Annotated in this window: 22 protein-coding genes and 2 tRNA genes; 20 read left to right on the top strand and 4 right to left on the bottom strand. The window is 70.0% G+C overall.

Annotation, left to right across the window (positions count from 1 at the left end):
* Positions 1-70: 70 nt before the first annotated feature.
* The 4 genes from SSP29_RS45285 to SSP29_RS45270 all read left to right on the top strand — a co-directional run bounded on the left by SSP29_RS45285 (position 71) and on the right by SSP29_RS45270 (position 6,919).
* Positions 71-1,300 carry a hypothetical protein gene (locus SSP29_RS45285; RefSeq protein ID WP_089106817.1) on the top strand — a complete coding sequence of 410 codons (1,230 nt, stop codon included), beginning with the start codon at positions 71-73 and terminating at the stop codon, positions 1,298-1,300.
* A gap of 290 nt (positions 1,301-1,590) precedes the next feature.
* The gene (locus SSP29_RS45280) at positions 1,591-3,090 is read left to right on the top strand and encodes a bifunctional cytidylyltransferase/SDR family oxidoreductase (RefSeq protein ID WP_089106816.1); all 1,500 of its coding nucleotides are present in this window, start codon (positions 1,591-1,593) and stop codon (positions 3,088-3,090) included.
* A 154-nt stretch (positions 3,091-3,244) separates the two neighbouring features.
* Positions 3,245-5,377 carry a CDP-glycerol glycerophosphotransferase family protein gene (locus tag SSP29_RS45275; RefSeq protein WP_150136182.1) on the top strand — a complete coding sequence of 711 codons (2,133 nt, stop codon included), beginning with the start codon at positions 3,245-3,247 and terminating at the stop codon, positions 5,375-5,377.
* Between the two features lie 381 nt (positions 5,378-5,758).
* Positions 5,759-6,919 (top strand): glycosyltransferase family 2 protein, encoded by a 1,161-nt coding sequence (locus SSP29_RS45270; RefSeq protein ID WP_245883539.1) that lies wholly within the window; start codon positions 5,759-5,761, stop codon positions 6,917-6,919.
* Positions 6,920-6,933: 14 nt separating this feature from the next.
* On the opposite strand, the gene SSP29_RS45265 is transcribed toward SSP29_RS45270, so the two are convergent.
* Positions 6,934-8,334: a polysaccharide pyruvyl transferase family protein gene (locus SSP29_RS45265; RefSeq protein ID WP_089106813.1), complete on the bottom strand. Its 1,401-nt coding sequence runs from the start codon at positions 8,332-8,334 to the stop codon at positions 6,934-6,936.
* Positions 8,335-8,559: 225 nt separating this feature from the next.
* Between SSP29_RS45265 and proB the strand changes: the two genes are divergently transcribed.
* The 5 genes from proB to SSP29_RS45240 all read left to right on the top strand — a co-directional run bounded on the left by proB (position 8,560) and on the right by SSP29_RS45240 (position 13,587).
* Positions 8,560-9,687, top strand: a complete 1,128-nt coding sequence (gene proB, locus SSP29_RS45260; RefSeq protein WP_089106812.1) for a glutamate 5-kinase — start codon at positions 8,560-8,562, stop codon at positions 9,685-9,687.
* Between the two features lie 123 nt (positions 9,688-9,810).
* Positions 9,811-10,239, top strand: coding sequence for a DUF8830 family protein (locus SSP29_RS45255; RefSeq protein WP_089106811.1), 429 nt, complete (start codon positions 9,811-9,813; stop codon positions 10,237-10,239).
* Between the two features lie 112 nt (positions 10,240-10,351).
* A complete protein-coding gene (locus tag SSP29_RS45250) occupies positions 10,352-11,638 on the top strand; it encodes a glutamate-5-semialdehyde dehydrogenase (protein ID WP_089106810.1) in 1,287 nt (428 codons plus the stop codon).
* 199 nt (positions 11,639-11,837) lie between these two features.
* Positions 11,838-12,416 (top strand): SCO2584 family spore wall biosynthesis protein, encoded by a 579-nt coding sequence (locus SSP29_RS45245; RefSeq protein ID WP_089106809.1) that lies wholly within the window; start codon positions 11,838-11,840, stop codon positions 12,414-12,416.
* A gap of 100 nt (positions 12,417-12,516) precedes the next feature.
* Positions 12,517-13,587 carry an SCO2583 family membrane protein gene (locus SSP29_RS45240; RefSeq protein ID WP_089106808.1) on the top strand — a complete coding sequence of 357 codons (1,071 nt, stop codon included), beginning with the start codon at positions 12,517-12,519 and terminating at the stop codon, positions 13,585-13,587.
* 67 nt (positions 13,588-13,654) lie between these two features.
* On the opposite strand, the gene SSP29_RS45235 is transcribed toward SSP29_RS45240, so the two are convergent.
* Positions 13,655-14,755 carry a M48 family metallopeptidase gene (locus SSP29_RS45235; RefSeq protein ID WP_089106807.1) on the bottom strand — a complete coding sequence of 367 codons (1,101 nt, stop codon included), beginning with the start codon at positions 14,753-14,755 and terminating at the stop codon, positions 13,655-13,657.
* Between the two features lie 100 nt (positions 14,756-14,855).
* Between SSP29_RS45235 and SSP29_RS58935 the strand changes: the two genes are divergently transcribed.
* From SSP29_RS58935 to SSP29_RS45200, 7 genes are all read left to right on the top strand, one after another.
* Positions 14,856-15,017: a hypothetical protein gene (locus SSP29_RS58935; RefSeq protein WP_089106806.1), complete on the top strand. Its 162-nt coding sequence runs from the start codon at positions 14,856-14,858 to the stop codon at positions 15,015-15,017.
* A gap of 191 nt (positions 15,018-15,208) precedes the next feature.
* A complete protein-coding gene (locus SSP29_RS58930) occupies positions 15,209-15,376 on the top strand; it encodes a hypothetical protein (protein ID WP_167450157.1) in 168 nt (55 codons plus the stop codon).
* A gap of 84 nt (positions 15,377-15,460) precedes the next feature.
* Complete coding sequence (gene nadD / locus SSP29_RS45220; protein WP_089106805.1) at positions 15,461-16,144, top strand: nicotinate-nucleotide adenylyltransferase; 684 nt, start codon at positions 15,461-15,463, stop codon at positions 16,142-16,144.
* A gap of 16 nt (positions 16,145-16,160) precedes the next feature.
* Complete coding sequence (locus tag SSP29_RS45215; protein ID WP_089106804.1) at positions 16,161-17,876, top strand: LCP family protein; 1,716 nt, start codon at positions 16,161-16,163, stop codon at positions 17,874-17,876.
* A 103-nt stretch (positions 17,877-17,979) separates the two neighbouring features.
* Positions 17,980-18,426: a ribosome silencing factor gene (gene rsfS, locus SSP29_RS45210; protein WP_089106803.1), complete on the top strand. Its 447-nt coding sequence runs from the start codon at positions 17,980-17,982 to the stop codon at positions 18,424-18,426.
* Entirely contained in the window at positions 18,423-19,091 is a 669-nt protein-coding gene (locus SSP29_RS45205; protein WP_089106802.1) for a histidine phosphatase family protein, read from the top strand. Before rsfS ends, SSP29_RS45205 begins: the two co-directional genes overlap by 4 nt.
* Positions 19,092-19,254: 163 nt before the next feature.
* Positions 19,255-19,327, top strand: a tRNA-Ala gene (locus tag SSP29_RS45200).
* A gap of 61 nt (positions 19,328-19,388) precedes the next feature.
* Here the strand turns inward: SSP29_RS45200 and SSP29_RS45195 are convergent.
* Positions 19,389-20,330, bottom strand: a complete 942-nt coding sequence (locus SSP29_RS45195; protein WP_438363848.1) for a helix-turn-helix transcriptional regulator — start codon at positions 20,328-20,330, stop codon at positions 19,389-19,391.
* Positions 20,331-20,424: 94 nt separating this feature from the next.
* On the opposite strand from SSP29_RS45195, the gene SSP29_RS45190 reads away from it, so the two are divergent.
* The 3 genes from SSP29_RS45190 (at position 20,425) to SSP29_RS45185 (ending at position 22,373) form a co-directional block, all read left to right on the top strand.
* The gene (locus SSP29_RS45190) at positions 20,425-21,894 is read left to right on the top strand and encodes an MFS transporter (protein ID WP_089106801.1); all 1,470 of its coding nucleotides are present in this window, start codon (positions 20,425-20,427) and stop codon (positions 21,892-21,894) included.
* A 68-nt stretch (positions 21,895-21,962) separates the two neighbouring features.
* The gene (locus SSP29_RS57700) at positions 21,963-22,136 is read left to right on the top strand and encodes a hypothetical protein (RefSeq protein ID WP_107436402.1); all 174 of its coding nucleotides are present in this window, start codon (positions 21,963-21,965) and stop codon (positions 22,134-22,136) included.
* 3 nt (positions 22,137-22,139) lie between these two features.
* Positions 22,140-22,373: a hypothetical protein gene (locus SSP29_RS45185; protein WP_006136074.1), complete on the top strand. Its 234-nt coding sequence runs from the start codon at positions 22,140-22,142 to the stop codon at positions 22,371-22,373.
* On the opposite strand, the gene SSP29_RS45180 is transcribed toward SSP29_RS45185, so the two are convergent.
* A complete protein-coding gene (locus tag SSP29_RS45180; RefSeq protein WP_150136175.1) occupies positions 22,352-23,563 on the bottom strand; it encodes a glycosyltransferase 87 family protein in 1,212 nt (403 codons plus the stop codon). The genes SSP29_RS45185 and SSP29_RS45180 overlap by 22 nt on opposite strands.
* Before the next feature lie 113 nt (positions 23,564-23,676).
* Here SSP29_RS45180 and SSP29_RS45175 point away from each other — a divergent pair.
* Positions 23,677-23,749: transfer RNA gene (locus SSP29_RS45175), tRNA-Ala, on the top strand.
* Positions 23,750-23,841 lie beyond the last annotated feature (92 nt).

Here is a 23,841-nt window from a genome sequence, read left to right as displayed (position 1 = left end):
CCTGGGACTCATCTGTGTCCCAGGCTCCTCTCAGGTGAACCTAAGGTGAACGTCTTACCTTCTGTTAACCATGGAGACGGACTGTACGAGAGGCGAAGCCCCGGTGAACAACGCCCCCATAGGCCCCACGAGCCCCACCGGTCCCCTTGCCGCCCTGCCCGCAGGCACCCGCCTGCTGCACATCGGCCCGCACAAAACGGGAACCACGGCCATCCAGGGCGCTCTGTTCGCCGCGAAGGACAAGCTGCCCGAACACGGTGTGGAGTTCCCGGCGACCACCCGGCACCCGATGGAAGCCGCCCTCGCCGCCTGTGCCAGGCCCGCGATGATGGGCGACACCGTGCCCACCGAGAAGCACTGGACGCGGCTGCTCAAGCAGGTCGAGGCCACTGGCTCCCGCACCTCGGTGATCAGCAGCGAGTTCTTCGCCGACGCCCCCGATGACGAGACCGTCGCCCGCATCGTCGAGCAGCTCGGCGGCGAACGCGTCCACGTCCTCGTCACCCTCCGTCCGCTCGCCAGGATCATGCCCTCGCAGTGGCAGCAGTACGTGCAGAACGGACTGCGCATGGGCTACGAGGAATGGCTGGAGCACATGCTCCGCAAGGCCCCCTACGAGAAGCCCAACCCCAGCTTCTGGCGCCGGCACCGGCACGACCGGCTCGTCGAACGCTGGATCCGCGCGGTCGGCGCCGACCGGATCACCGTCGTCGTGGTCGACGACCGGGACCGCGACGGCCTGATGCGCACCTTCGAAGCCCTCCTCGGACTTCCCGAAAAACTCCTGCAGCCCGTCCCGGACACGGCGAACCGCTCCCTGACCCTCGCCGAGACCGAAATGCTGCGAAATCTCAACGTGGAATTCCGTGGCAATGGACTCCCCGACGAGCTGTATTCCAAGCTCGTCCGCAACGGCGCCGTCATGCATATGAAGAACTCGTGCAGCCCTACCGCCGCCGACGTGAAGATCTCCACCCCTGGCTGGGCCGTCGAGGCCGCCGGCCGCATCGGCGCCGAGATCGTGGAACGCATCGACGCCATGGGCGTGCGCGTCATCGGCGACCCCGCACTGCTCTACGCCCTGCCCGCCATCCCCGGACAGTCGGGACCGCCCGCCGCCGAGGCCCGCATCGCCCCGGAGGTCGCCGCCCAGGCGCTCTACGGCGCGCTCGCCGCGGCCGCCTCGGCTCCGGTACGCCACACCGCCGAACCGAAGTCCCGCACCGTGCACCAGACGTCGTCCAAGGAGCTCGTACGGGTCCTGGGGCACCGATGTCTGAAGAAGCTGCGACGGCGGTGAGATGCAGGAAGGGGGGGACGGCGTAGCCCGGCTAAGCCGTCCCCGTAGCACGGCGTAGCGCTGCTGAGACGTGCATCGCGTCACGCACAGCAATCGGAATGCGCTGTGTAGTTACTCACAGCACATTCACGGAACTCCTCCAGTGGTCCGGCGGGCGACGCCCATCACCAGCGATGCAAGGTGAATGAAAGGTTGCGGGCACATATGCAGCGGACGGCGCTCACCTTGCACAGCGGTTACCGGAAGTGGGACCATTTCCTGGTTCCCTGATGCCCCAAGGTAGGTCACCTGTGTCCCAGCACATAGCCAAGCCCCGAACCACCGCAGTGATCCTGGCCGGTGGCACCGGCCAGCGGGTGGGTCTGTCGATCCCCAAGCAGCTGCTGAAGATCGCCGGCAAGGCCGTCATCGAGCACACCCTGGCCACCTTCGAGAAGGCGGGGTCGATCGACGACATCATCGTGCTGATGGCACCGGGCTACGTTGCGGACGTCGAGAAGATCGTCGCCAAGGCCGGGTTCACCAAGGTCAAGAAGGTCATCGAGGGCGGCAACACGCGGAACGAGACCACCGAGCGAGCCATCGCGGCCCTCGGCGAGGGCCTGGCCGAGGGCGAGGACCTCAACGTCCTCTTCCACGACGCCGTACGCCCCCTGCTGTCGCAGCGCGTCATCGACGACTGCGTGACCGCGCTGGAGCGCTACCAGGCCGTCGACGTCGCCATCCCGTCCGCCGACACCATCATCGTCACCCGCACCCACGGCGGGGACGGCGAGTTCATCACCGAGATCCCGGACCGCTCCAGGCTGCGCCGCGGCCAGACCCCGCAGGCGTTCAAGCTGTCCACGATCAAGCGGGCCTACGCGGTCGCCGACGGCGACCCCAACTTCCAGGCCACCGACGACTGCTCCGTCGTCCTCAAGTACCTGCCGGACGTGCCGATCCACGTCGTCGCCGGCGACGAGTACAACATGAAGGTCACCCAGCCCGTCGACGTCTTCATCGCCGACAAGCTCTTCCAGCTCGCCTCCACCGCCACCCCCGAGCAGAAGAGCGAGGACGCCTACCGCGAGCTCCTCACCGGCAAGACCGCGGTGATCTTCGGCGGTTCGTACGGCATCGGCAAGGACATCGCCGAACTCGCCGAGTCCTACGGCGCCAACGTCTACGCCCTCGGCCGCTCCACCACCGGCACCCACGTGGAGAACCCGGAAGAGGTCGACGACGCGCTCTCCAAGGCGTACGCCGAGACCGGCCGCATCGACTACGTCGTCAACACCGCGGGCGTACTGCGCATCGGCAAGCTCGCCGAGACCGACAACGCCACCATCGAAGAGGCGCTGAAGGTCAACTACCTCGCCCCGGTGCAGATCGCCCGCTCCAGCTACAAGTACCTCGCCGAGACCCAGGGCCAGCTGCTGCTCTACACCTCCAGCAGCTACACCCGCGGCCGCGCCGAGTACAGCCTCTACTCCTCGACCAAGGCCGCCATGGTGAACCTCACCCAGGCCCTGTCCGACGAGTGGGCCGGCGACGCCGTCCGCGTCAACTGCATCAACCCCGAGCGCACCGCCACCCCGATGCGCACCAAGGCGTTCGGCCAGGAACCCGCGGGCTCCCTGCTCTCCTCCGAGGCCGTCGCCCGCACCTCCCTCGACGTGCTGCTCTCCGAACTCACCGGCCATGTCATCGACGTCCGCCAGCAGGACCCGACGGCGGCCGCCGGCCAGGCCTCCGGCTTCGAGCAGGCCCTGGCCAGTGTCCTGGACCGACAGGACGGCGTGGCATAATCGACAGCTATTAGTCATCTGTAATTCAGGCCTCTGTGGTTGCGCGCGTTCGCTGAGCATTCACAGGGGCCTGAACCCGTAAAAACCCAGATCGACACCTCCCAGATCGTCCGCAAGGTCAAATTCCGGCCTTTTTGTCAGCAAAAGGTTCTCCGTGATATCCACCGCTATTCGCGTCGCCCGGGTGGGCAGCGCGGCCGAGCTGGCCGCGGCGGCACTCATGGTGCTGGGCTTCCCGGTCCTCATGGTCGCCGCGCTCGTCCCGAGCATCTACGCCTTCGCGGCCGCGGCCGCCGTCACGTACCTGGCGGACCACTACCTGCACCGCAAGGGCAGCTACCTCATCAACCGCCTGAGCAAGGTCCGGGCCGGTCTGTCGATCCGCTTCCTGATCCGGCAGCTGCTGCTGATCCTGCTGCTGGCCCGCATGGACCTCTCGAACGGCCTGGTCTTCTACGGTGCGATCGCCTGCTTCATCGCCTTCTACGGCCTGCAGGCCCCGCACGGCGCAGTGGTCACCCTGATCCGCAACCGCCGCCGGATGCCGGTCGCCACCCGCAACGTCGACCTGAAGTCCCGCATCCGCATCCCGGACGCCCCGCCGCGCGGCCTGCTCGACCGCTCCGCCGAGAAGATGCTCCACCTCGACCTCGCGGCCGTCGTCGGCCTGCTGATCTCGGCGGCGACGGACAACGTGATCGCCGGATTCGTCGGCATCGGGATCACCCTGGCCCTGGGCAGCCTGTACGTACTGGTGCTCATGCCGTACGTGCGCGGCCGCAAGACCCCGCCCGACGCCGACACCGTGCTGGCCGCCGTCGACGACTGGCTGGCCGAGTACCGGCCCGGGACCGTGCTGTACTTCTCCGGCTCCAAGGACTCCGCCTACCAGGTCAACATGTGGCTGGAGACCATGGAACAGCTGGAGTCCCGCCCGCTGATCCTGCTGCGCGAGCGGGTCATCCTGCAGAGCCTCGCCCCGACCAGCGTCCCCGTCATCTGCGTGCCCGGCGGCGTGCACCTGATGAACATGGACCTCTCCACGGTCCGCGTCGCCCTCTACGCGGCCAACGTCGGCAAGAACATCCACCTGCTGCGCGTCCCCACCATGAAGCACGTCTTCATCGGCCACGGCGACAGCGACAAGCTGGCCAGCGTCAACCCGTTCAGCAAGGCGTACGACGAGGTGTGGACCGCGGGCCGCGCGGGCCGCGACCGCTACGCCATCGCCGACGTCGGCGTCCGCGACGACGACATCGTCGAGGTCGGCCGCCCCCAGCTGGCCCCCATCCAGAGCTGGCAGGGCGTCCCCGACGGCCGTATCCCCACCGTGCTCTACGCGCCCACCTGGGAGGGCTGGGACGGCGACCCCGGCAACACCTCGCTCGTCCTCGCCGGCGAGAACATCGTGAAGAAGCTGGTCAAGGCCGACCCGCCGGTCCGCGTCCTGTACAAGCCGCACCCCTTCACCGGCACCGTCAGCGCCGAGGCCGGCGCCGCCCACCGGCGCGTCACCGCCCTCGTCGAGAAGGCCGCCGCGTCCCGTGCCACCGATGCCCGCTTCACCGCCGACACCGCCGACACCGCCGACACCGCCGCCCAGACGGCGGCGAAGGCCGAACTGACCCGCATCGAGACCCGTCTGACCGAGCTGGCCGGCACGGGTGACGACAAGCGCGACGAGGCCGAGGCCAGCCGGGACGACGTCGTCGACCTGAAGAAGCACGAGGAGATCGCCCGGCTGCGCGCCGACTGGAACGACTTCTACTGGCAGGCCCTGCCGTCGTACCGGCACGCCGTCATCACGGGCGCCGAGCCCCGGCTCTACGACTGCTTCAACGTCTCCGACGCGATGGTCTCCGACATCTCCAGCGTGGTCTCCGACTTCATCGCGAGCGGCAAGCCCTACGCCGTCACCGACTCCGCCGGCCTCGGCGTGGAGGAGTTCAAGCGGGCGAACACCGCCGTGCGCGCCGCCGTGATCCTCTCCAACAGTGCCAAGGAACTCGGCGGCCTCCTGGACGCCGTACGCGACCCGTCGGCCGATCCGCTCGCCGCGGACCGGGACGAGCTCAAGCACTACCTGCTCGGGCCGGACGAGCCGACCTCCATCGAGCAGTTCAACGACGCGGTGGCCGCGCTCGCCCGCAAGGCCGAGACGCGCAACCTGGGCCAGGAGGCCCGGATCGCGGCCGGTGACCCCGAGGCGGCCGAACTCGCCGAGGCGCTGCCCGGCGGAAAGCCGCGGACGACCGCCGGCGAGGCGGAGGGTGCGACCGCCGGCTGACACTCGCAAGGACCGCGAACGGGCCCGGCCCCGGGGATCTCCCCGGAACCGGGCCCGTTCCGGTTGTGCCGAAGCCAGAGTTCTCTTACCTCTGCTTAGTAATACGCAGATTTCTTCTTACCCATGCTTCGCCGTTCGTGTTGAGCAGCTCTTACCGTGTGCCCGTACTGTCCCGTGTAACCCGCTGTACACCACCCAGCTGTCCGTTCGTCATGTGAGCTGGGCCACTGAGTGCGTACTCCAAGGCAACCTGTCGTGTCGGTCAGCCATCTAAGACGTTGCGATCGAGGTGACGCAGGGGGAACGCACCATTGACTAGGGGGAAACGTGACCGTCGTTGCGCAGCCTGATGTGACCGTGATCATCGGGGCGTACGAAGCGATGCCGTACCTGGTCGAATGTCTGGCCTCCGTCGAGCACCAGACCCTCGACGCGGCCCGCATGGAGGTCATCGCCGTCGACGACGGCTCCACCGACGGCACGGGGGAGTACCTGGAGGAGTTCGCGGCCCGCGCCGCCATGCCGGTGACCGTCATCCGCCAGCAGAACTCCGGCGGCCCCAGCGGCCCGCGCAACGTCGGCCTCGCCAAGGCCGGCGGCCGCTACGTGTTCTTCCTGGACGCCGACGACCGGCTCGGCCCCGAGGCGCTGGAACGCATGGTCGCGACGGCCGACAAGAACAACACCGACGTCGTCCTCGGCAAGGTCGAGGGGATCAACCGCAAAGCACCGCAGTCGATGTGGGGCGAGACCCTCGGCCGTACCGACGTCTTCTCCTCCAACATCAAGTTCGCGCTCAGCGCCCAGAAACTCTTCCGCCGCGCCCTGCTGGAACGGCACAGCATGCGGTTCGACGAGTCCCTGTGGACCGGCGAGGACGCGCTGTTCACCATGGAGGCCTATCTGCGCGCCGACGGCGTCTCCGTGGTCGCCGACTACCCCTGCTACTACCTCGTCGGCCGCGAGGACGGCAAACACGTCACCAAGAGCGGCAGCTACACCCTCCGCTTCGACTCCGCGCGCGCCCTGATCAACCTGATCGCCGAGATGGTCCCGGCAGGGCCGCGGCGCGACAGCCTCATGGTCCGGCCGTTCAAGGTCACGCTGCTCCCGCAGTTCGGCCCCAAGTTCCTCAAGGACACCGACGAGGTACGGCAGCACAAACTGGAGCTCGTCAGGCCGCTGATGGACGCCCACTGGAACCCCGAGGTGGCCCGCCGCCTCAAGGTCCACGAGCGGCTCCAGCTGCACCTGGTCGCCGTCCGGCGTACCGAGCTCCTCCCGGACGTCGTGGAGTTCGTACGGGCCAAGAAGAAGCCCACTCCCGTCCTGGAGAAGCGCGGCACCCGCGTCTACCTCGGCTACCCGCACTTCCGATCCAAGGCCGCCGGCCTACCCGACTGGATCTATCTCGCCGAACCCCGCGAGGCCCGCGCCGTCAAGGGCTACCGCGAGGAGGCCGCCAACAACGTCCTGCGGCGCGCGCTGCGCAAGCTGCGGCGGTCGCTGCCGACCCGGGACGTGAAGGCGGCGGCGGCCTGACCGGCCCCGCGCGGTTATCCGCCCGACCCCAGCGCCCGGCGGATCGGCTTGCCCACGGCTCGCCGGGCCCGCCGGTAGACCGAGGCCGGCGCCGGCGCGGCGGCCGTCTTGGCGGCGCGTGCCCCGGCACGCGCCAGTTCCTTCTCCAACCGGGCGTTGTCCAGCGACAGTTCCTCGATACGGCTGTGCAGCCAGCCGAACCGCGAGGTGAGCGAGGCGACGTCCGCGTCGTTCCAGGGGCGGATTCCCGCCGGGAACGGCAGCGTCCGCATCCGCTCCTCGAAGGCCGCTCCGCCGTCGCCGTGCGTGAAGGTGTTCTCCAGCCCGTTCCTGTCGAGGAACCCGGTGAACCGCTCGAAACGCTCCCGGTGACCGCCGACCAGTCCGCCGAAGTCGGCCTCCGCGTACAGCTTCGCCGGATCCGCCGACTCGGGGTCCTTCACCGCCTGGTCCAGCCGCCGGTGCGGAATCTCGAAGTAACGGCACAGTTCCAGCGTCCGCGAGTCACCGCACAGCACCGTGGCCGGCGTGCCGGCCAGCAACGCCGCGATGTTGCCGTGGATGCGCGAACCGAAGGAGAAGTCGAAGGAGCGCAGATCGTCGATCCAGGTGACCGGGTCGACGTAGACCCGGGCCTTGTCCTCGCGGAACATCGGATGGTCCGGGTGGGTCGGCATCGCGGTCACCGCGGCGTTGGGATCCGACAGGTCCCGCCAGTGCAACTGCCGTGCGTCACTGAGGTTCTGGCCGACGAAACGCAGATTCGGATAGCGCTCGTGGGTGCGCGTGATGATCCGGTCCAGGCCCTGCGCACGTACGGCACTGTGCGAGCCGTTGATCGCGATCCGCGATGCCGGCGTCAACTCCAGCGCCTTCTTGTGCACCGGGAGCCGTTCGCCGTACATGAACAGCGAGGGGCAGCCGATGACCTCGACGTCCTTGAAGCCCATGGTCTTCAGGTACTGCTCGGTGAACTCACCCCGCACGCCGATCGACGCACTGCGCTCCAGTACCGCCGCGCAGAACTCCCGCACGGTCGGCTCCATCCGCTTGAGCCGTTCCGGGTTGTAGCTCACTCCGGTCTGCGCACCGACGCCGAGCACGACCACCGGGATGTCCAGCCTGGAGATCAGCCGGGTCATCCGCTTCAACGCGCTCTCGAAGGAGGGCCGGAAGGCGTTGGCGAGCGGGACGACGAAGGCGTCGTACTCCTCGTTGATGCGTGCGGCGGCGGAGGCCTCGGAGGGCATGCCGTTCGAGACGACCTCGGTGCCCGGTGTCTCGAGGATCTTGTGGGCGGCGTCGCTGAAGATCAGGTTGCCCGAGTTGGTGGCGATGACGTCCCGGTGCAGAGCCTCCTCGACCGTGACGACGTCGTAGGGACTCTTCCCCGACCTGAGGAGGATGCGCTTCACGCTGCGAACTTTAGATGACACAAACTTCAAATTAACTTTGCGTTTGCTTCGATTTCTATAAGCAGTCAGTGCAACCTTTTTGCCATAAGCGGGGCGTGGTCAATCGATCACTCATCGTCTGCGGGTGTTCCCGTCCGCCCCGATGTCCGGAGGCTGGACGGACGCGTCCCCCGTGCATCCCCTTCGCGTAGATTGCTGCCACGCGTAAGGAAGTGGGGACAGGACGTGGCAAGGGCTAGGCAGGCCGTCGGCGAGGCCCGCAGGATCGTCGTCAAGGTGGGCTCCTCCTCGCTGACCACCGCCTCCGGCGGCCTGGACGCCGACCGTGTCGACGCGCTCGTCGACGTTCTAGCCAAGAGCCGCGGCGGCGGGGAGAAGGAGATCGTCCTCGTATCCTCCGGCGCCATCGCCGCCGGACTCGCCCCGCTCGGCCTGCGCCGCCGCCCCAGGGACCTGGCCCGCCAGCAGGCCGCCGCGAGCGTCGGCCAGGGCCTGCTCGTCGCCCGCTACACCGCCTCCTTCGCCCGCTATGCCGTCCGCGTCGGCCAGGTCCTGCTCACCTCTGACGACATGAGCCGCCGCGCCCACCACCGCAACGCCTCCCGCACCCTGGACAAACTCCTCGCCATGGGCGCCCTGCCGGTCGTCAACGAGAACGACACCGTCGCCACCGACGAGATCCGCTTCGGCGACAACGACCGCCTCGCCGCCCTCGTCGCCCACCTCGTCCACGCCGACCTGCTGGTCCTCCTCTCCGACATCGACGGCGTCTACGACGGCGACCCCAGCAGGCCCGGCACCTCCCGGATAGCGGAGGTGAAGGGACCCGAGGACCTCGCGGGCGTCGAGATCGGCAGCGCCGGGAAGGCGGGCGTCGGTACCGGCGGGATGGTCACCAAGGTGGAGGCCGCCCGGATCGCCGCCGCCGCGGGCATCCCGGTGGTCCTCACCAGCGCCGTGCACGCCGCCGACGCGCTCTCCGGCGGCGACACCGGCACCTACTTCCACCCCACCGGGAAACGGTCCGCAGACCGCCTCCTGTGGCTCCAGCACGCCTCCACCCCGCAGGGCTCGCTCACCCTCGACGACGGCGCCGTCCGCGCGGTCGTCGAGGGCCGCAAGTCGCTGCTGCCGGCCGGGATCGCCACCGTGGAGGGCGATTTCGCAGCCGGTGATCCGGTCGAGCTGCGCGACACCGAAGGACGCGCGGTGGCCCGCGGACTCGTCAGCTTCGACGCCAAGGAGATCCCCCAGCTGATCGGACGTTCGACCAGGGAGCTGGCACGCGAGCTGGGCCCGGCGTACGAACGCGAGGTCGTACACAGGGACGACCTGGTGATCCTGCACCCGTAAAACGGGGCGTAACGACGGACCCCGGTGGGGGACGTTCCGTAAAACCGCCACACGAACCCTTGCGGCCTGCTCAACTTTGTCTCAGGACCACGTTCCGCACGAGCACAGCTGAAGGAGGCCGTCGTGAGACGAGTGCGCCCTGGGGCTGCGGCCTCCCGCGGTGCTCTGACGAGCGTCGCGGCCGGGGACACCTACGAGGAGCCGCAGGACCTGCCCCGCCTGTGGCACGTCACCCTCAGCGTCTGCGGTGCCGAGGTCCCCCTGACGGAGCTGCGCCGCGGACTCGAACAACTGGCCCACGACCACCCCTTCCTCCTCACCAGCCGCTACGCCTGCGACCACGCCGAGATCCGCTACTGGGAAGAGGCGCGCGACCTCCACGACGCCGCCGCCGTCGCCCTGCGCCTGTGGGGCGAGCACCGCCAGACCGCCGGCCTGCCCGCGTGGGAGATCGTCGGCCTGGAGGTCATCGACCGCGCCACCTACCACCAGCGGATCGCCGAGGGCTACGGCCCGCCGCCCGCGACACCGGTCGGCATCCACCCGTTCTGACGTCGCCCCTGAGGTCGCCTGTGACGCCGGCCGGTATTCACCCGTTTTGATCCACGTCTCGCGGTGTGGGATGACGCGTGGACGGCCCGTCGGCGCGCACTACCCTTCCCTCATGACCACGCTCTCGCCGTACGACGCCATGTCCCCGGTCACCCAGGCCGCCTACCGCGCCAAGGCCGCCGCCGCCGACCTCGCGCCGCTGCCGCGGGCCGTGAAGGACGACGCGCTGCTCGCCGTCGCGGACGCCCTGGAGGTCCGTACCAGCGAGATCGTCGAGGCCAACGCCAAGGACATCGCCAAGGCCCGCGAGAACGGCACCAGCGAGGCGATCATCGACCGCCTCACCCTCACCCCGGAGCGGGTCCGCGCCATCGCCTCCGACGTCCGCGACGTGGCGAAGCTGCCCGACCCGGTCGGTGAGGTCGTCCGCGGCTCGACCCTCCCCAACGGCATCGACCTGCGCCAGGTCCGCGTCCCGCTCGGCGTCGTCGGCATCATCTACGAGGCGCGCCCGAACGTCACCGTCGACGCCGCCGCCCTCTGCCTGAAGTCCGGCAACGCGGTCCTGCTGCGCGGCTCCGCCTCCGCCTACGAGTCCAACACCGCCCTCGTCCGCGTCCTGCGTGACGCCGTCGGCGGTGCCGGACTGCCCGCCGACGCCGTCCAGCTGGTGCCCGGCGAGGGCCGCGAGTCCGTCCACGAGCTGATGCGCGCCCGCGGTCTCGTCGACGTCCTCATCCCGCGCGGCGGTGCCTCCCTCATCCAGACCGTCGTCATGGAGTCCAAGGTCCCGGTCATCGAGACCGGCACCGGCAACTGCCACGTCTACGTCGACGCCCACGCCGACATCGACATGGCCATCGACATCCTCATCAACTCCAAGGCGCAGCGGGTCAGCGTCTGCAACGCCGCCGAGACCCTCCTCGTCCACCAGGACATCGCCCCCGAGTTCCTGCCGCGCGCCCTCGACGCCCTCGCCGAGGCCGGCGTCACCGTGCACGCCGACGAACGCGTCCTCGCCTACGCCAAGGACTCCAAGGCGACCGTCGTCGAGGCGGTCCCGGAGGACTGGGAGACCGAGTACCTGTCGTACGACATCGCCGCCGCGGTCGTCGACTCCCTCGACCGGGCCGTCGAGCACATCCGGCTGTGGACCTCCGGGCACACCGAGGCGATCGTCACCACCTCCCAGCAGGCCGCCCGCCGCTTCACCCAGCTGGTCGACTCCACCACCGTCGCCGTGAACGCCTCCACCCGCTTCACCGACGGCGGCCAGTTCGGCTTCGGCGCCGAGATCGGCATCTCCACCCAGAAGCTGCACGCCCGCGGCCCCATGGGCCTGCCGGAGCTGACCAGCACCAAGTACATCGTCACGGGCGACGGCCACATCCGCCGCTGACGCCCGTATGTCTGTACGCCCGCACGTCTGTACGGGTGTACGGGTGTACGGCGCGCGTGCGCACGGAACGGCGTGGCACGTGCCGACGGGCGCGCGGAAGGGCGTACGGGCCCCGGGGCCGGCGTGAGAGGCGTCTCACCGGACCTATGAATTTCCATACCGTCTGCCCAAATTGACCCCCCAGGTCTACTCTGGATCCGTGCCGGAGGACGTGGGGGGCACGCCGTTCCCTGACGGCTGGGAGCCCGACGACGACCATGACCACGGAATGTCGGACGAAGAATTCGACACCGTGGTCTTCGACGAGGCCTTCGTGAAGGCGGCCGTGGTCCACGAGCCGACCGCTGTCGAACGCCTCCTGGCCGCCGCCCAGGCCAGAGCCGAGGCCTCCGAGGCCGAGGCCCGCCGCGCCCACGCCAGAGGCGAGCGCTACGACGACCGCTACAGCCCGGACGGCACCGATCTCGGCGGCGAACTCGACGACCTGGACGACACCGACGCACTCGAAGACCGGTACGGCACTGCCGGGACGTACGGCAGACACGTCCGCTGGCACCGTCCCGTCGCCTGGGTGCTCGCCCTCGTCATGGGCATCGGCATGGTCGCGCTCGCCTTCGCCGCGGTCTACCGCAGCGCCTCCTCGGGCGGCAGCCGCGACCAGGTGCCCAGGCCACCCTCCACCGGCCAGGAACAGGGCACCGCGGCGGCACCCTCCGTGTCCGCCGACTACTCCCAACCCGCCAAGCCGGCGGCCTCCGCGGTCCCCCGCACCCCCTGAGCGGCCGCGGTCGCCCTGGTGGCACTCCTGGTGAGAACCTGTCAGAAGTTGTCGTGTAGCAGCGCGTTTACCTGAGGCTCCCGAGACCTACTCTGAAGGTATGGGCGGGCCAGGAGACCCACCTGAGGGGACACCCGAGGGCGGCCCCGTGGGTGGAGAGGACGAGTACCGATCCGTCGTCTTCGACGAATCGTTTGTTCGCGCTGCTCGCCTCCAGGAGTCCTCCGCACGCGAACGCATGACCGACCACGCGCCCGCCGTACGCCGTCGGCCGCCCCTGCGCCGGGGCCTCACCCGGCAGGCCGTGATCCTCGTGGTCCTGATCCTCGTCGCCTTCGGCACCGCGATCTACATGGGCGTCCGCCACCCCTACGGCACCGACGAGGCCCAGCAGCCCGTCGAACCCCTGCGGATGACCGTCATCCCGCTCTCCCCCCAGGGCAAGGTGCCCGGCGGCGCCGACGCCGAGACCCTGTTCGCGCACAGCCCCGCCGCGCTGTACGAGGTCGGCGCCGAGGGGATACCGCTGCCGGCCGCCCGGAGCACCGCGCACTTCTCCGACAGTCAGGTGGTCGCCGCCCTGACCACGGCCAAGGACTACCTCGTCCGCTCCTCGCTCTACCCCGAGGTCCTCGACAGCAGCCAGGTGCGGCCCGCGCGGGCGCTGCTCGACCCCGGTCAGCTCGACCAGTTCGACCAGAGCGTCGACCACCCCACGGCGGACGGCCGGCACGCCCCCACCGGATGGCTGGTCCGCTTCGACCCCACCCGCGCCGAACTCGCCGACCCGAGGATCCGCGTCCAGGGCAACCTGCAGGCCACCGAGACCGACCCGGCCACCCTCGAGGTCACCGCCGACCACACCTTCGTCTACGCGCTGCGCCCCACCGGCGCCCCGGCCGGCGCCCAGGTCTCCCTGTTCACCGTCCGCCGCCAGCTGACCTTCCGCTTCGACCGCGACGACCTGCGCCTGCACCAGGCACAGCTGGTCGTCTCCTACGTCCAGGCGGGCCCCCTGTCCTGCGCCGAGGACTCCGCCGACCACCTGCACCCCCTCCTGGCCGGCCAGACGGCCAGGGCGGGCGGCCCGGCGGGCACGAACCCGTTCGCCACGGACGGCGCCACCGCCCTGTGCGGGACGCTGGCCGCCGAGGCCGAGCCGAAGGTCTGAGCAACCGGACCGCGGGTCCCGGCGAGCCCGGCACGGACCCGGGTCCGGGTCTCGGGTCCGGGGTCCGCTACGCCTCGTCGCCCTGCGGGGGAGTGTCCTGCGGCGGCGCGCCCTTCGGAGGCGGCGCGCTGGTGAACCCGTCGAAGCCGCGCTTCACCCGGCCACCCAGGCCTCCCGCCCCGCCCGCGATGTCCGTGACCAGCTTCATCAGCGGATCCTTGGAGCTCTTCACATCGTCGGCGTAGCTCGCCGCGGACTCCTTGAACGAGTCGCCGACCGAGGTGTCCTTGTCCTCGGCGCGCCGCGGGTAGTGACCGTCCAAGATCCGCTGGTGGTCGCGGGACTCGGCCCACTTCTTCAGCTCGGCCGCGCGGACCGTGGTGAAGGGGTGCGAGCGCGGCAGCACGTTCAGGATCTTCAGCACGGAGTCGCGCAGGTCGCCGCCCGCCTCGTACTCCTCGGCCTGCTTGAGGAACGCGTCCACGTTCATCTCGTGCAGGTGGTTGCCGCCCGCTATCTTCATCAGCCCGCGCATCGAGGCCCGCAGATCCTGGCCCACCAGCAGCCCGGCCCGGTCGGCGGACAGCTCCGACTTGCGGAACCACTCCCGCAGGGCCGTCACGATCGCCAGGATGGCGAGGTTACCCAGCGGGATCCAGGCGACCTTCAGTGCCAGGTTCGTCAGGAACAGCAGAATCGTGCGGTACACCGAATGCCCGGACAGCGCGTGCCCCACCTCGTGGCCGACGACCGCCCGCATCTCCTCCTCGTCGAGGAGTTCCACCAGTCCCGTGGTCACCACGATGATCGGCTCGTCCAGGCCGATGCACATCGCGTTCGGCTGCGGATCCTGCGTCACGTACATCGGCGGGACCTTCTCCAGGTCCAGGATGTAACAGGCGTCCCGCAGCATGTCGTTCAGGTGTGCGAACTGCTGGTCGGAGACCCGGACCGAGTCGGACAGGAACAGCAGCCTGAGGCTCCGCTCCGGAAGCAGCCCGCTGAGCGCCTTGAAGACCGTGTCGAAGCCGCTCAGCCTGCGCAGCGCCACCAGCGCCGAACGGTCCGCCGGATGCTCGTACGCACGCGAGGAGATCCCCGGGAACCGCCTGCGCTGCCTGCTCGGCACACGCTCGTGCCCGTTCTGCTCGTGGCCGTCGTCGGACATGTCATCCCCCAGGTGCGTGAGTGCCCACTGTGTGCCCCCGAAGCAGGGCCCAGCCTAGGCGGAGATACCGTGGACGGGCAGTACAGCCGAAGGAGTCCTCATGGAGCACCACCCCCCGGCCGCCTGGCTCACCCAGGCCGCGAGTGCCGCCCAGCACCAGAGCTCGGGCGACCTGCTCCGGGTCGTCATCGTCGTCATGTTCGTCGGCTGCGCACTGACCGCCTGGTTCCTGCTGCGCGGGTACAAACAGAAGGACGACTGAGCCGCCGGGATCGTTCCCCCGTCCGCTGTGACGCACGAGAACTCCGGAGAACGCAGGAGCCGCACCCGGCGTCGGCCGGGCGGCGCTCAGGCGTCGGCCCAACGGAGGAGTCGGCGTGATCGCCGCGGGGCCGCACGCTTACGATGAGCCGACATCTTTATCCCGTCCACACGCGATAGGTCCTGCCGCAGATGATGAATCTTCACAGCGCCGCTGCCCAGTTGGTCACCCTCGCCGCCGAGGGCGAGGAGCACGGCGGCAACCACAACAGCCTCAACCCGGCCGTCACCGGCGGCAGCGCCTTCGTCATCCTGCTGCTCCTGCTGTGGATCACCACCCGTTTCAACCGCGACCGCTGAGCCGGACGCCCAGCCCGGCACCGGTCCCCGGTCCTCCGGTCCTCCGGGCGGGGCCCACGGGCCGGGCCGGTAGGGTCTGCACGCATGGGAGAGCAGGACATGCCTACCGGTCCGGTGAATGACGAGGCCGACGACATGGTGACGACCCCGCGGTACACGCCGGCGGGCCCCGGGCACACCGGCAAACGCCGCCTCGGCGTCATGGGCGGAACGTTCGACCCGATCCACCACGGTCACCTCGTGGCGGCCAGCGAGGTCGCCGCCCAGTTCCACCTCGACGAGGTGGTCTTCGTGCCCACCGGGCAGCCGTGGCAGAAGACCTCCCGCGCCGTCTCACCGGCCGAGGACCGCTACCTGATGACGGTCATCGCGACCGCGGAGAACCCGCAGTTCTCCGTCAGCCGCATCGACATCGACCGCGGCGGCCCCACCTACACCGTCGACACCCTGCGTGACCTGCGCGCCCTCAACCCCGACACCGACCTGTTCTTCATCACCGGCGCCGACGCGCTGGGCCAGATCCTCACCTGGCGGGACTCCGAGGAACTCTTCTCCCTGGCCCACTTCATCGGCTGCACCCGGCCCGGCCACCATCTGACCGACCGCGGTCTCCCCGAGGGCGGCGTCTCGCTGGTGGAGGTTCCCGCGCTCGCCATCTCCTCCACAGACTGCCGTGCGAGAGTCGCCAAGGGCGACCCCATCTGGTACATGGTGCCGGACGGAGTCGTGCGCTACATCGACAAGCGCGACCTGTACCGCGGCGAGTGAGCCGAGAGGGGCACCGGTGAACGACCGATACGACGCGGGCTACGGAAGCGACCAGTACGAACTCGTCGGCTACGACGAGTACGGACAGCCGGTGTACCGCCAGATCCCGGCGCAACAGCAGCAGACGTACGACCCGTACGCGAGTCAGGGGCAGGGGCAGGGGCAGAGCCAGGGCTACGGTTACGACCCCTACGCCGGGGGCGGGCAGCAGGCCGCGCCGTCCTACGACACCGGGCAGCAGGCGTCCGTCTACGACACCGGACAACAGCCGTCCATGCCGCCCGCGCCCGGGTACGACCCGTACGGCACCGGCGGCCAGACCGCCTACGACCCCTACGGGCAGGCGGCCGCCAGCGGCCGGCAGCCCCGGGTCGCCGAGCAGACCGCACACATCCCGCAGCAGGCCGGACCGGTCCGGGAACCCGCCGAACCCCGCCAGGCCGACGACGAACGGGACTACCACACCGGGCAGTTCGCATTCGTCGAGCAGCCGGACGGTGACTCCGAGGACGTCATCGACTGGCTCAACTTCACCGAGAACCGCACCGAGCGCCGCGAGGAGGCCAAGCGCCGCGCCCGCAGCCGGATGATCGCCCTGGTCGTCGTCCTCGTCCTGGTCGCCGTCGGCGGCGTCGGCTACCTCTGGTACGCCGGAAAACTCCCCGGCGCGTCCTCCTCCGGCACCAAGGGCGGTACGACGACCTCCGCGGCCGCCCAGAAACGCGACGTGATCGTCGTCCACCTGCACAACACCGGCGGTGGCGGCACGTCGAGCGTGCTGCTCGTCGACAACACCACCACGAAGCAGGGCAGCACCGTCCTGCTGCCCAACTCGCTCGCCCTCACCGACGACGACGGCACCACCACGACCCTCGCCAAGTCCGTCGACGACGACGGCTCCTCCGGCACCCGCGACCAGCTCGACACCGTCCTCGGCACCAGCATCGAGGGCACCTGGCGCCTCGACACCCCCTACCTGCAGAACCTCGTCGAACTCGTCGGCAACATCGACATCGACACCAACGCCGACGTCCCCGACCCGGACGCCAAGAAGAAGGGCGAGGCACCCCTGGTCCACCAGGGCAAGGACCAGACCCTCAGCGGCAAGGCCGCCGTCGCCTACGCCACCTACCGCGCCTCCGGCGAGGCCCAGAACGCCCAGCTGGAGCGGTTCGGCCAGGTCATGCAGGGTGTCCTGCGCAAGATGTCCTCCGACTCCTCCGCCGCGACGACCACCGTGCAGACCCTCGCGCAGATCCTCGACCCCTCCCTCACCGACAAGGACCTCGGCACCTTCCTCGCCAAACTCGCCGACCTCGCCAAGGACGGCGACTACAAGACCGCCCTGCTGCCCGTGCAGAGCGACGGCACCCTCAGCGCCGAGACCAGCTCCAGCGTCGTCAAGGACATCCTCGGCGGCACCGCCAAGAGCCCCTCGGCCGGCTCCGCGATCCGTGTCTCCGTCCAGAACGCCACCGGCGTCAAGGACGACACCGAGAAGGCCCGCGTGGTCCTCGTCAACGGCGGCTACACCTTCCTGGAAGGCGGTACGGCCTCCAGCACCCAGGCCACGTCCAAGGTGCTGTACTCGGATGCCGCCGACAAGGAGAACGCCACCGAGGTCGCCAAGACCCTCGGCCTCGGCACCGGCGCCGTCCAGAAGGGCACGGTCGGCTCGGGCGCCGACGTCTCGGTCGTCCTCGGCCAGGACTACAAGCCGTCCTCCTCCTGAGCGGCGGCCCGTCGCACCCCACGTGACGCGGTAATCGCGTGGGGTGCGCCCGGCGGTCCGTGAGACCCTTGGTGTCAAACGACCGCCGACGGAAAGCCACGCAGTGACCGCAACCGACCGTTCCCTCGAGCTCATCTCCGCCGCAGCCCAGGCGGCTGCCGACAAGCTCGCCCACGACGTCATCGCCTACGACGTCAGCGACGTCCTGTCGATCACGGACGCCTTCCTGCTGGCCTCCGCACCCAACGACCGCCAGGTCAAGTCGATCGTCGACGAGATCGAGGAGCGCCTTCAGAAGGAACTCGGCGTCAAGCCGGTGCGCCGCGAGGGCGACCGCGAAGCCCGCTGGATCCTGCTCGACTACGTCGACATCGTCGTCCACGTCCAGCACAGCGAGGAGCGCGTCTTCTACGCCCTGGAGCGGCTGTGGAAGGACTGCCCCGAGATCGAGCTGCCGGCCGACGCCAAGGCCACCCGCGGCAAGGCGGCGGAGCACGCCCAGCTGCAGGCAGCCGAGGACACCGGCGAGCCGGGCGGGGAGTGGCGATGAGCGCCACGGCCGAGGTGACCGACCGCAAAGGCCGCGGCCGCCGCGTCATCCTGTGGCGGCACGGCCAGACCGCCTGGAACGTGGAGCGCCGCTTCCAGGGCTCCACCGACGTCGAACTCACCGAGACCGGCGTCGGCCAGGCCCGCCGCGCGGCCCGTCTGCTCGCCTCCCTCGGCCCGGACACGATCGTCTCCTCCGACCTGCGACGGGCCGCCGACACGGCCGCCCAGCTCGCCGCCCTCACCGGCCTCGACGTGATCCGCGACGAGGGACTGCGGGAGACGTACGCGGGCGTCTGGCAGGGCCTCACCCACGAGGAGATCATCGCCCGCCACGGCGACGAGTACGCCGCCTGGAAGCGCGGCGAGCCGGTCCGCCGCGGCGGCGGCGAGCTGGAGACCGAGGTCGCCGACCGGGCCGCCCCCGTCGTGCTCCGGCACGCCGATAAGCTCCCCGAGGACGGCACCCTCGTGGTGGTCAGCCACGGCGGCACCATCCGCACCACCATCGGCCGCCTCCTCGGCCTGGAGTCCCAGCACTGGGAGAGCCTCGGCGGTCTCACCAACTGCTGCTGGTCCGTGCTCGGCGAAGGCGCCCGCGGCTGGCGGCTCCTGGAGCACAACGCCGGCACCCTCCCGGAGCCCGTCCTCGGCGACGACGACTGAGGGCCGACGACTGCCGACGGCTGAGGGCCGACGGGTGAGGGCCGACGGCTGAGGATCCTCCGCCACCCGGCCCGCATCGGGACCCGGATTTCACTTTCCGGCAGGTCGCAGGCTAAAGTTCTTCTTGTTCACCCCGCCGAGCGGAAAGACGGGAAGAACGCAAGGGGCTATAGCTCAGTTGGTAGAGCGCCTGCATGGCATGCAGGAGGTCAGGAGTTCAATTCTCCTTAGCTCCACAGATCGACACTCCGCACACTGTCGAGTTGTCAAAGATCGGTGATGAGAATCCCGTCCTCTTCAGAGGGCGGGATTTCTTGTGTTCCACTCCCGGATGATCCCGGTGGCCTCCTCCTCCGTCACCGGCCACAGCCGCTGCCTGTGCTCCCGCAGCAACGCCACCCGCTCCCGCGTCCGTTCGTCCTCCGGCGTGTAGACCACGATCCGCGCCTCCGGCATTCCGTCGATCGACAGCGACTGCGACGTCATCCGCACCTCGCCCACCGCCTCATGACGGAACGTCTTCACCCGCGGCCCCGGCTGTGCCACCGCCCCGCTCGCCCACAACCGGGCGAAGTACGGACTGGCCTGGGACAGCGCCCGTATGAAGTCCTCCCAGGCCGGCTCGCCGACATGTCTGCCGTAGGAGGAACGCAGGGTCGCCACCATCATCGGCAGTTCACGCTGCCGGTGCACCACCGGGCAGGCGTCCTCCGAGACCGTGAACAGCGTCCACAGCACGTTCGGCACACCGATCCGCACCGTCTCCGGCACCAGGAACAGGTCCCGGTAGGCGGCGTTGGTGGCCAGCACGTCGTAGCGCGAGGTGTACACCACCCCCAGCAGCGGGTCGAGCGCGTCGATGATGCCCTGCACCTCCGCGCCGACCGACCGGGACAGCCCCTCCGGCACCGGGGCGAACGGCACCTCCGCCAGCCGGTACAGATGCTCCCGCTCCGGCAGGTCCAGCATCAGCGTCCGCGCCACCGCGTCCAGCACCTGCGACGACGCGTTGATCGGCCGGCCCTGCTCCAGCCACGTGTACCAGGTCACGCCCACGCCCGAGAGCTGGGCGACCTCCTCCCGCCGCAGCCCCGGCGTACGCCGCCGCAGCCCCGGCGGCATCCCGACGTCCGCCGGCTGCACCCGGGCCCGCCTGCTGCGCAGGAACGCGGCCAGCTCCGGCCTGCGGCGGTGTGCTGTCGTCGCCATCGTCACGTCCCCCGTCGTCACGTCCTCCATCGTGGGCGCGGCCCCCGCCCCCTGCCAGGTGCTGTCAGTACCAGCATCGGCGGGCTCTCGGCACCCGTACCGGCCCGCCGCCACGCTCGGACGCATGACGACGACATCCCGGACGGGACCAGGTCCCGCACCGGCTCCGACCCCTGCGAAAAGTGAAGCACCCGGCACTGACAACCGGCCCCGGCTGCTCCTCGCGGTCGTCCTCGCGGCCCTGTTCATGGCCGTGCTGGACGTCTTCATCGTGAACGTCGCGGCCCCCACGATGGGTTCCGAACTCCATGCCTCCGGCGCCGACTTGCAGCTGGTCGTGGCCGGCTACGCCATCACCTACTCGGTACTGCTGATCACCGGCGCCCGGCTCGGCGACCGGCTCGGCCACGGCCGGGTCCACCTGGCCGGCCTCGTCCTGTTCACGACGGCGTCGCTCGCCTGCGGCCTGGCCCAGGGGGCCACCGAGCTGATCGTGTTCCGGCTGGTGCAGGGCGCCGGATCGGCGGTGATGATCCCGCAGGTCCTCAGCATCATCCAGCGCTCCTTCACCGGCGAGGCCCGCATCCGGGCACTCGGCGCCTACTCCGCGGTCCTCGCGGTCGGCGCCGCCGCCGGCCAGATCATCGGCGGCGTCCTGGTCAGCGCCGACCTGTTCGGCACTGGCTGGCGGCCGGTGTTCCTCGTCAACGTGCCCGTCGGCGCCGTACTCCTCGTCCTCGGCCGGCGCGTCCTGCCGCTCGGCGCCGGATCCGGTCCCGAACGGGCACGCGGCCTGGACCTGCCCGGCCTGGTCCTGCTGGGGGCCGCCGTGTCGCTGCTGACGGTTCCGCTGGTGCTCGGCCAGGAGGAGGACTGGCCGCTGTGGTCCTGGCTGTCCCTGGCCGCCGCCGTGCTCCTGTTCGCGCTTTTCTGCGGCTACGAGTCGAGGCTGGCCCGGCGCGGCGGCGCCCCGCTGATCGCTCTCCGGGTGCTCCGCCACCCCGGCATGGCCCTGGCCGTCCTGCGTATCCTGGCCGTCATGGCCGTCAACGCCGGATTCCTCTTCACCCTCACCCTGCACGTCCAGAGCGGCCTCGGCTACAGCGCGCTGCGCGCCGGTCTCACCTTCGCGCCGACCGCCGTCGTCTTCGGCGCGGTCGCCCTCACCTGGCGCAGGTGGCCGGCCGCCTGGCAGCGGGCGCTGACTCCGGCCGGGTTCGTGCTCACCGCGCTGGGCGTGACCGGGGTCGGGCTGGCCTTCCACGGGGGCGGCGACGGGGGCGCGCAGCTCTATGTGGCGTACGCCGGCTTGGGCGCGGGGCTCGCGCTCGCGTTCAGCCCCACGCTCACCGGCGCGCTCGCAACCGTGCGCCCCGAGGACGCGGCCGACGCCAGCGGACTCCTCGCGACCGTCACCCAGCTGGGCCAGCTCATAGGGGTCGCCGCGTTCGGCACACTGTTCTTGAACCGGCTTGAGTCAGTTGGGGGCCCGCAGGCGTATACCTCTGCGGAGGCGCTGTCAGCCTGCGCATGGGCGCTCGCCGCGACGGCGGCCGCGGGTGCCGTGTCCGGACTGGTACTGAGGCGTCGCTGACCGTATTGGTCCGGCCGTGGCAGAATCAAACGGCCGGAAGGGGGCGCGGCCCGACGGGAGGAGTAGCGATGCCTGCGAGCATCCTTGAGGAGGGCGGCCACCTCCTCGGTGCGGCGTTGATACGGGACACGACCACCCGGCTGCTCTGCCCTTCCTGCGGTTCCGTGCATGTCGCGCAAGTACTCGGCGACAACGGCGGGATCTCCTACGTGTGCACGGCCTGCGGCCACAGCTGGAGCTGATCGATGGGTGCACACAGGCGGAAGTGCGACTGGTGCGGGAGCGGCACCCCGATCGTCCGCGACATGGAGCCGATCAACCCCGACTACCAGTACTGGTGCGAGGAATGCGCGCGGGCGCTGATCATAAAAGGCGACCCGATCGAGACCTACCGTGAGCTGGAGGGCGAGCCGATCTACGGCCGGCTTCTCGAAGAGCACTGCACGCTCAAGCGGTTCTATTCGTTCGTCACGGCCTGAGCGGGGCCCGGCTTCGGCAACGATGTCCGGGCGATCGCGAGGAACAGCACCCCGGTGACCGTGTAGAGCCCGGACAGCGTCAAGGCGGCAGTGCCCTGGTGCAGTTCGGGCCGCCCGTGGCCGTGCGGCACCCACCACAGGGCGTACGAGAAGAAGACCAGCAGCGTGGCCGCGGCAGCAGTCCGCCGGCCGCGCGTCCACAACAACAGGACCACCGGTACGCACCACACCCAGTGGTGCGACCAGGACACCGGGCTGATCAGCAGCGCGGTCACCGCGCAGACGGCCACCGCCCACGCCCGCCGGCCCCGCAACTCCGCCGTCACCGCCACCGCGAGCCCCAGGACGGCCGTCAGGGCCGCCGCGGCGGCCCAGAGGGCCCCCGGGTCGGGAGTGTGCAGCAAGCGCGCCAGAACGCCGCGCAGGGCCTGATTCGCGGTCTCCTCGGCCCGGCCCACCCGCCCCGTCCGGAACACCATCCCGGTCCAGAACCGCCACGAGTCGTACGGCAGGACGGCCGCCGCCAGCAGGGTCGCCCCCGCGAAGGCGGCGGCCGCCCCGCGCGCGTGCCGCAGCCACGGGCCCCCGTCCCGTCCTGCGAGGCGCGCGGCCAGGCCCGTGGCGAGCAGGAACACCGCGAACAGGGCGGGTGTCAGCTTGACCGCGGCCGCGAGCCCCACACCCACCCCCGCCCAGCGGTCCGGGCGTTCGGCGGGACGGCGTGACAGATCCCACAGCACCAGTACGGCCAGCAGCAGATTGACCTGCCCGTAGCGCACGGTCGTCCACACCGGCTCGCACCACACCGCCGCCGCCGCGACCCACAGCACGCGCTCCACGCGCGCGTGCCCGACGAGCCGCATCGACAGCCCGACGAACACCAGCAGCAGGACGAGGTTCGCGGCCGTCGCCAGCGTGCGCATGCCCGTGACGTCCAGCAGCGTCAGGGGGGTGAACAGCAGCGCCGCGAACGGGGGGTAGGTGGACGGAAGATGAGCCGCCGTCGTACGCAGCGCGTAGAGATCACCGCCCGCGCGGACGGTCGCCCCCTCCGCCCGGTAGACCATCAGGTCGATCATCGACACGTGCGCGGCCCGCTGGGCCACCCAGAACGCCGTGAACGACAGGAGACACGCTCCCAGGGCCACCGGCACCCGGCGCCGGGTCTCGGAGAACGCGATCACGGTCACGAAGTCCGACACTAGCCCCCGTATCCGTACAGAACGGAAACGATTTGGTGGTGCACCCCTTCGACCGTGTAATGTTGGCGTCGCCGCCAGGGAAACCGGGCGGAACGGGACAAGGGGCTATAGCTCAGTTGGTAGAGCGCCTGCATGGCATGCAGGAGGTCAGGAGTTCAATTCTCCTTAGCTCCACAGAAATCGAAGGCGGACCATCCGAACGGATGGTCCGCCTTCGACGTTTTCGCGCTGGACCTCGCCCAGGTCGACGTTCTCCCGGCCGATGC

It is taken from the genome of Streptomyces hyaluromycini (genome assembly GCF_002217755.1).
GTDB classification, from domain to species: domain Bacteria; phylum Actinomycetota; class Actinomycetes; order Streptomycetales; family Streptomycetaceae; genus Streptomyces; species Streptomyces hyaluromycini.
The sequence above is the reverse complement of the archived record's forward strand: the minus strand, read 5'-3'. Positions and strand labels throughout refer to the sequence as shown.